The organism is Saccharicrinis sp. 156, from assembly GCF_050589685.1.
Lineage (GTDB): Bacteria > Bacteroidota > Bacteroidia > Bacteroidales > Marinilabiliaceae > Saccharicrinis.
This window is the reverse complement of sequence record NZ_JBNGOS010000034.1, coordinates 72,200-79,836: the sequence shown is the minus strand read 5'-3', so window position 1 is coordinate 79,836 and position 7,637 is coordinate 72,200. Positions and strand designations below refer to the sequence as shown.

3 protein-coding genes are annotated in these 7,637 nt (G+C 40.1%); all 3 read right to left on the bottom strand.

Going from position 1 to position 7,637, the window contains the following annotated elements; all coding sequences use genetic code 11:
* Positions 1-928: 928 nt before the first annotated feature.
* Positions 929-2,353, bottom strand: a complete 1,425-nt coding sequence (locus ACRD64_RS19230) for a sulfatase (RefSeq protein WP_430935091.1) — start codon at positions 2,351-2,353, stop codon at positions 929-931.
* Positions 2,354-2,480: 127 nt separating this feature from the next.
* Positions 2,481-4,829, bottom strand: coding sequence for a glycoside hydrolase family 3 N-terminal domain-containing protein (locus ACRD64_RS19225; protein ID WP_430935090.1), 2,349 nt, complete (start codon positions 4,827-4,829; stop codon positions 2,481-2,483).
* A gap of 152 nt (positions 4,830-4,981) precedes the next feature.
* Positions 4,982-7,522 carry a glycoside hydrolase family 2 TIM barrel-domain containing protein gene (locus ACRD64_RS19220; protein WP_430935089.1) on the bottom strand — a complete coding sequence of 847 codons (2,541 nt, stop codon included), beginning with the start codon at positions 7,520-7,522 and terminating at the stop codon, positions 4,982-4,984.
* Between the last annotated feature and the right edge of the window lie 115 nt (positions 7,523-7,637).

Below are 7,637 nucleotides of genomic sequence, written 5' to 3'. Positions count from 1 at the left end.
TAAACTTCCTCATTGGGGAAGTCCGTCTGCGTATGTGTTTTTGTACCAATAGGTTCCCTTAAGTTAACGGCTATGGATTACTTTCGGGAGCATCGATCCGGTGAGTTGAAGTGATGCAACGAAGTGCCTTGTTGTAAAGTAATTTCAATGGGTTATAGAATTTCTAATGCATATTGCGGGTTAAACCAGGAACGCAAAAACAATGAGTCGCGCAAAAAGAAAAAATACAAGTGCAGGAATGTGGAGAAGGATTGGTAAAAAAAGGTGCTTCCTCTCGCATTATCTGAATAAATATAAATCCCAACTTATATAAGATAGTTGGTTGGATGATTCCAAAAAACAAACGCAATTCTACTGATTATATGGCATTTATTACATCCAAGTTAATGGTGTTGGCAAAACAGAAAGTACATTAAACCCGGATTATGTATTGGAGGTTCGTCATGAGCATTGCAAGTACAATAAAACAAGGCATTACTGAAACGAGGCATAACTTGTCCCGATTACATTTGCGAGCATCGTTCTGGTGAGTTGAAGTGATGCAACGAAGTGTCTTGTTTTAAAGTAATTTCAATGTGTCATAGAATTTCTAATGCATATGGCGGGTTAAATGTTAACGTTATCAAAATAGAAATCCAAATCAACTTAGTTCTTCCTTTTAATTTCTTCTTTTTGTAAAGAAATTAAAAAGTATTTTTTACTATTTTCATTGATACGCTGAGTTCTTATAGTTGCTGATAACAATTTCATAACAACTATAAAATCATTTTTTAAAACTTGAAACAGGTGCTTTTTCCACTTCCCTTGATTTAACTTTCTATTTTTTTAGGCCCGAGCTCTTCAACTACTTCGTCGTAAAATGGGTTTGATGTTGGCCTTTGTACGCCTACTTTCACTCCCAAGTTACATGATAAGTCATATGCTCTTCTTATTCCACCTGATCCAAAACCGGCGTTCTCTTGACATCCATACGTTTCATGGCATTCACTTCATAAACACGTTTTAGTTGCCAAAGTGGACGTTCCAGTTCACCTTCCCACTCCCACAACAATTTAAACATTTCACGCACCTTTTCAGGATGCTTGTAGGCCAGGTTATTGCTTTCTGTTTCGTCTTTTGCAATATTATAAAGTTCTGCGGGTCTGTCCGGATAACGAAGCAGTTTCCAGTCTCCTTGACGCACCACGCCCCTATTTTCCTTTTTCCAGAATAATAACTCATGTGGTTCAGCTTTGTTTTCAGCTGTAACATAAGGCAATAGATCTACCCCATCCAATCCTTTAATTTTAGAAGCATCGCCACCTGCCGCATTCACAAACGTAGGTAACATATCGAGCATACTAACCGAATGTTTATACTCAGAACCTGCTTTAATTACATTAGGCAGCTTCATCACACAGGGTACCCTGATACCACCTTCGAGATGATTGGACTTACAACCACTCAAAGGGTAATTACACGTCATAGAACCATCAGGCCCTCCGTTATCATTGGTAAAAACAACAAGCGTATTCTCTTCCAAACCCAGTTGTTTCAATTTTTCCAGGATTTGTCCGCACGCCCGATCCATAGCTATGGTCATAGCGGCCAATATCTTTCGTTTTCCTGTTAATCCCTCAACTTTAGCCAGATCTTCTTTAGTGGCCTGAAGTGGTGTATGTACGGCATTAAAAGACACATACATAAAAAACGGTTTCTTCTTGTTCCTCTCCATAAAGTCGCACGCCTCATCGGCTAGGTCATAGGTAAGGTATTTGTCCGGTTCTTTGTAGTTCTCAAACCCTTTTTCAAGTCTGTCCTCCAATTTGTCGATAGCTTGCTTTTGGGTTAAAGGAAGAAAGCTTCTTGCCCCACCTCTAAAACCATAAAACTCATCAAACCCTCTTTTTAAAGGATGAAACTTATCGGCATTTCCCAAGTGCCATTTGCCAAGGATGATTGATTGATACCCTAACGGATGTAAGTAATCCGCTATCGTTTTAAGATGTAACGGCAATCCCATTTCATCGGCTAACAACTTTGAAGAAGAACTCATATAGCCCGGTACATTGTTCTCCTCAATCCCGAAACGTTGCTGGTACATTCCTGTCAACAAACCGGCCCTTGAGGGGCCGCATACCGCTGCCGTTGTATAGGCCTGTTTAAACTTAACACCTTCCGAAGCCAACTTGTCGAGATTCGGTGTTTTAAAGGTTTTACTCCCCTGGAAACCAAAATCGTGGTAGCCCGCATCATCGGCAAAAAGAAAAACGATGTTCTTTTTCTGTGCAGATGTGTTTGTCGGTAATGTGCATAAAACACCAGCAAAAAATATTGATAATAAAATGTGTGTAATTCCGTTACAATCTCTCATCTGTTTAAAATTTAGCAAAATTTATTTCAGCTAAGTTAAACCTGTTCATCATGTTGAGCAGGGTGTATATGATATTTTTAAAGGTGTAAATTAAAAGTAGATAATAATTAGATATGCCATTTCTGCATTACTTCACCCTATTATCAGTGAAAAACACTTCTCTTCCTTTTTCAAGAATTAAATCATCGCCTTTAAGGTTAATATCTCCTTTTAAACGAATATCTGCACATGAGGCTCCCACTTTGAACTCATAATTCCCCGCTTCAATAATCCATTGATTATTTTTGTACTCAACCAACTGCTGAGGAGATACTTTGAAAGTAATCGTTTTCTCTTCTCCAGCTTTTAATGATACGCGCTGAAAACCTTTCAATAGAATAGGTTTCATGGTTGAATAAGCATTTTTTGGAGACACATACAACTGCACCACCTCTGTCCCATCCATAAAACCTGTATTTTTTACTTTACAAGAAACCGAGAAGCGCTCATCATCAATTTTAACCTTGTTTCTCATTTTAAAATCACTGTACTCATATTTTGTGTAGGATAACCCATAACCAAAAGGATACTGAATCAACGCCTCATTATCGCCGTCTTGATAGTTGATCTCTACTTTTTCTTCGGTACGTGGGTACGATACACAAAGCTTGCCGGATGGATTTACATTGCCCAATAGGATATCGGCTACAGCATTTCCGCCTTCTTCGCCAGGAAACCACGCTTGTAAAATGGCAGCACATTTATCGGAGAACTTACTGATCACCTCTTGACGACCGCTTAACATGACCAAAACAACTGGCTTTCCTGTGGCGATTAGTTTTTCAACAAATGCTTCTTGCTCTCCGGGTAACCGGATGCCCTTTCTCCACCTTCCTTCTCCGTTTAACGAGAGATTCTCCCCCATAACTGCAATAATCACATCGCTTTCCTTTGCTATCTTCAATGCATTTTGAAGATCGGGCTGCGGTGTATCTTTTACGGTTAACAGTTTTAATTTATCGATACGGCTATCTCCAAACCCACTCTTGTCAATCTGAGCTTCTAAAGCAGCACTCCAGTCACAACCTCTTTCGTGCAACAGCGTAACACTTTTGTCCAGTTTGCGCTGTAAACCATCCATCACTGTAATCAGCTTTGGGTTATTAGCATCAAAATCCGATTGTTTCCAGAAGGCACGCATACCCTGGTAGGTATAATCTCCTAACAGACCATGCACGGTAGCAGCATTCGGTCCCACCAAGGCGATTTTCTTTACATCCTTTTTTAAGGGTAGAACACCATTGTTCTTTAACAACACGATAGACTGACAAGCAGTTTCATAGGCCAGCTTTCTAAACGCAGGTGGATCAAAATCCAAGTCACCATCTTTTCCGAAAACCGGATTTTCGTCTAACAAGCCAAGTTTGGCTTTCATAATCAAAGATCGCTTTACAGCTCCATTGATGAGCTCTTCTGTAACCACTTCTTGTTGCAAGGCTTCTTTTAATTTAGGAAACATCGATGGCGAAGAAAGCTCAATATCCATTCCTGCATTCAAAGCCAAAGCTGCAGCCATTGTGCTGTCTTTAGCCACTTTATATTTTTTTAATAGCAGGTTGATCGCGCCATAATCACTAACAACCAATCCGTCAAAACCCGCATCCCTGCGCAAAACCTGATCGAGCATGGTTGGGCTGGCAGCTACAGGCAAAGCTTTGTACACACCGTAAGAAGGCATTACACTCTTTGCGCCTGCCACTTTAAAACAAGCTTCATGAGGCATCAAGTACTCTTCGTACAACATTTTTGAATTGTTGTTTTTTGTACCATAACCAGCAAAGTGTTTTACGGTTGCGGCTACACCTGTTTTAAAGTCATCACCTTGCAAACCTTGTACAAATGCCACTCCCATACGGGAAGTTAGGTAAGCATCTTCACCATAACTCTCCTGATGACGATTAAAGTGTGCAGTACGGCTTAAATCGAGCATGGGAGATAATGCAAAAGTTGCGCCGGCAGCACGCATACTTTGAGCCGTAGAACGGGTGTTCTTTTTCACTAAATCAGGATTCCAGGTACAGCCCACTCCAATTTGTTGTGGAAAGGTGGTTGCCCCCAAAGTAGCAAACCCAGTAATGGCTTCCTCGTGAAAGATGGCAGGTATCTTTAACCTGGTTTCGGTCATGAGATAGTTTTGTACTTCCCTGACCATATCTCTCAGCTCTTCAGGTTCCAATTCCTGACCGGAAGAAAACTGACAAAAATGCCCTATTCCATATGGGATATGCTCGCGACATTTTACCAAAGATATTTTACCATCTTCCATAATATCTCTTAGTCGAGTACCCATGATTTGAGCTAACTTTTCGTCCAAACTCATATTAGCCATCAGGGCATCCACTTTGTTGTCAATCTCGGGCGTGGAATACGGTGGGGTTTGAGCGTTTATTATAAGACCAAAGCACAAAAAAACCAGTACTGCGAATTTACTTTTCATCTGTTAAAAATTTTTGTTGTTAATAATATGTGCCAAAAATTTCTGCACATTCAGGAACTCGCATTAACTTTTTTAATCATCACCCTGTGTGTACTTTATGATGAATAAAGTTAATGGTCGTTTCATAACTTTTAAATAATTAGCATTGACTTCTAATTAATATCAACAGCAACTGTTTGACTCTCCAATCCATTAGAGCTTACTTTTATGTTAACCGTTCCGGTATTTGTGTTGGATTGAATTATGGCCATGCACCTTCCCAGATGTGTAACTACCTTATTAGCCTGATAATCCTGGGTACTTTTGTTCCAACCATTATCAACCCCTAATAAACGAACGTCACCTTCAACTTCAAATACAACTTCCTGCTCCCTTGTTTTTACAGGAATTCCATCTTTATCAACCAATTGAACAACCACATGACTTACATCGTAACCATCAGGATTTAACACGGTTTTATCAGCTGTAACTACAATGTTTGCCGCTTCCGAAGCTGACTTAAGTTCGGCAACTATATCAATATCTTTGGCAACCGCTTTTGCTTCTAATTTCCCTGCTTCATAAGGAACCGCCCAGCGCATAATATTATCTTCGCAATCAGCTAATTTAACACTGCCCAATGATTTTCCATTTAAGAGGAGTTCCGCCTCAGGAAGATTGGTAACTACTTCAACGATTACCGTCTCATCGTCCTTATAATTCCAATGCTTTTCGGAAAGGAAGTTTTGCCAATTGACTTCTTTCTTTCCTTTAGGAACAACTTTTCCTGATTTATTATCCACTTTAAACTTAGAGTCGCTTAAAGCATGCGTTTGAATAGCTATGAATGGTTCATCAGTCCAAATGCTCTTAAAGTGATTCCAACCCGCTTTTTCGAAACCTGCCAAATCCAACAGATCACCGGGCCATGCTTTTTGAGGCCATTTTAGGTTCGATTCTCCAATATAATCAATACCTGTCCACATGTACATACTAAATACCATAGGATTATCGGTAATTGATTTCCATTCGCTCAAATAACCTGAATTCTCCGACCCTGTGAACAACATATCCGGATAGTGTTTTTTACACCAATCGTATTGTTTAATCTGGTAACTAAAACCAACTACATCTAAGGCCTCTGCATATCCGGTGGCACAACTGGCTACTGGTATAATCAGGTTGGCTGTAACCGGACGTGTAGTATCTATTTCTTTGACCCACTTCGATAATCTTTTTGCGGTTTCCGCAAGTTTGTATTGCCTATCCGGAAGTGCATCATAACGGGCTTTCATCTCCTCCGGGGTTAGCTTAGGTATAGCGTTCCAATAGCCTCCTGCACCCGGATCCCACAATCCACTCACGTGTTTGTAGTCCTTATAGGTCCACTCTATCTCGTTACCAATACTCCATTGAAATACAGAAGGGTGGTTTCTATCTCTTAACATTGTTCTTTTCAAATCGCTCTCCCCCCATTCCTGAAAGTGTTCGGTATACCCTCTGGTATGGTAAAGCACCTCGCGTTCGTTCAAGTTAAAGCGCTTATCCTTAGGATTATCCATCTCGTCAAAAATCTCGTCCTGTACCAGAAACCCCATCTCATCACATAGGTCCAAAAACTCATCGGAGAAAGGATTATGCGATGTACGAATGGCATTGACCCCAGCCTCTTTTAGTTTTTCGAAACGACGACGCCAAACTCCTTTGGGAACAGCCACACCAACTAATCCTCCATCATGATGCAAGCAAACTCCTTTTACATAGGTGGATTTTTCATTCAGAAAGAACCCTTTATCCTTGTCAAACCGCAAGCTTCTAATGCCAAATGGTGTTATATACTCGTCCACCTTTTTACCATCGACTACAATTGTAGTTATGGCCTTGTACATATTCGGGTTATCCGTATCCCAAAGCTTTGGATTACCAACGACCAATTCCTGATTGAATGCTCTATTTGTTTTATTCTTTATCGAAAGTTTTTCTTCGGTTGTGGCTACCGGATTTCCTGAAGCATCCAGAATAACTGTGGATAAAGTAAATGGACGCTCAACAGCCAATTCGTTCTCCACTTTAACTTCGATATTCACTGTTGCTTCTGCATCAGTAACTTCGGGAGTAGTTACAAATGTACCCCATATCGGAATGTGCAATTTATCAACAGTAATCAGTTTTACGTTACGGTAGATTCCGCTTCCGGTATACCATCTGCTATCCGCAAAACGAGAGTGATCCACGTGGACCGTGAGTATATTATCCTCTCCTACCTCATTTAGAACATCCGTCAAATTGAAATATACGGGTGAGTAACCATAAGGATTCTCTCCCAGATATTCTCCATTCAACCAAAACCTGGCATTATTGTATACCCCATCGAACAATACAAAAGTACTTTTTGCGTCCTTTTTATTGGTTGTTTTAAAAAGCTTTTGATAAACTCCCACGCCACCAGGTAAATACCCTACACAACCTTCTAAAGTAGAGTCGAAAGAAGCCTCTATACTCCAATCGTGAGGCAGACGAACATCGCGCCAATCCGTGTCAGCCAAAGGCACTTCCATAAGTTCAGATGTGTCTTTTTGTAATTGAAATTTCCAACCGAAGTTGAAGTCTGCTTCTCTTTCTATTGAAGACTCTTGTGTGCTACATGAGAAGAGGATTCCCGTAAGCAAAGCCAACAGAAAGTAAATGTTGTATTTTAAAGATTTGTAGTTCATATTTTTAATTGGTTGATTATATGTATAAAAAAGTTACCTTCGAATTGACTTTGTCAAGTTTCCGACGCAAAGTTGTTATATACATACTATTACCATAGTGATGCGTCGGATTTAT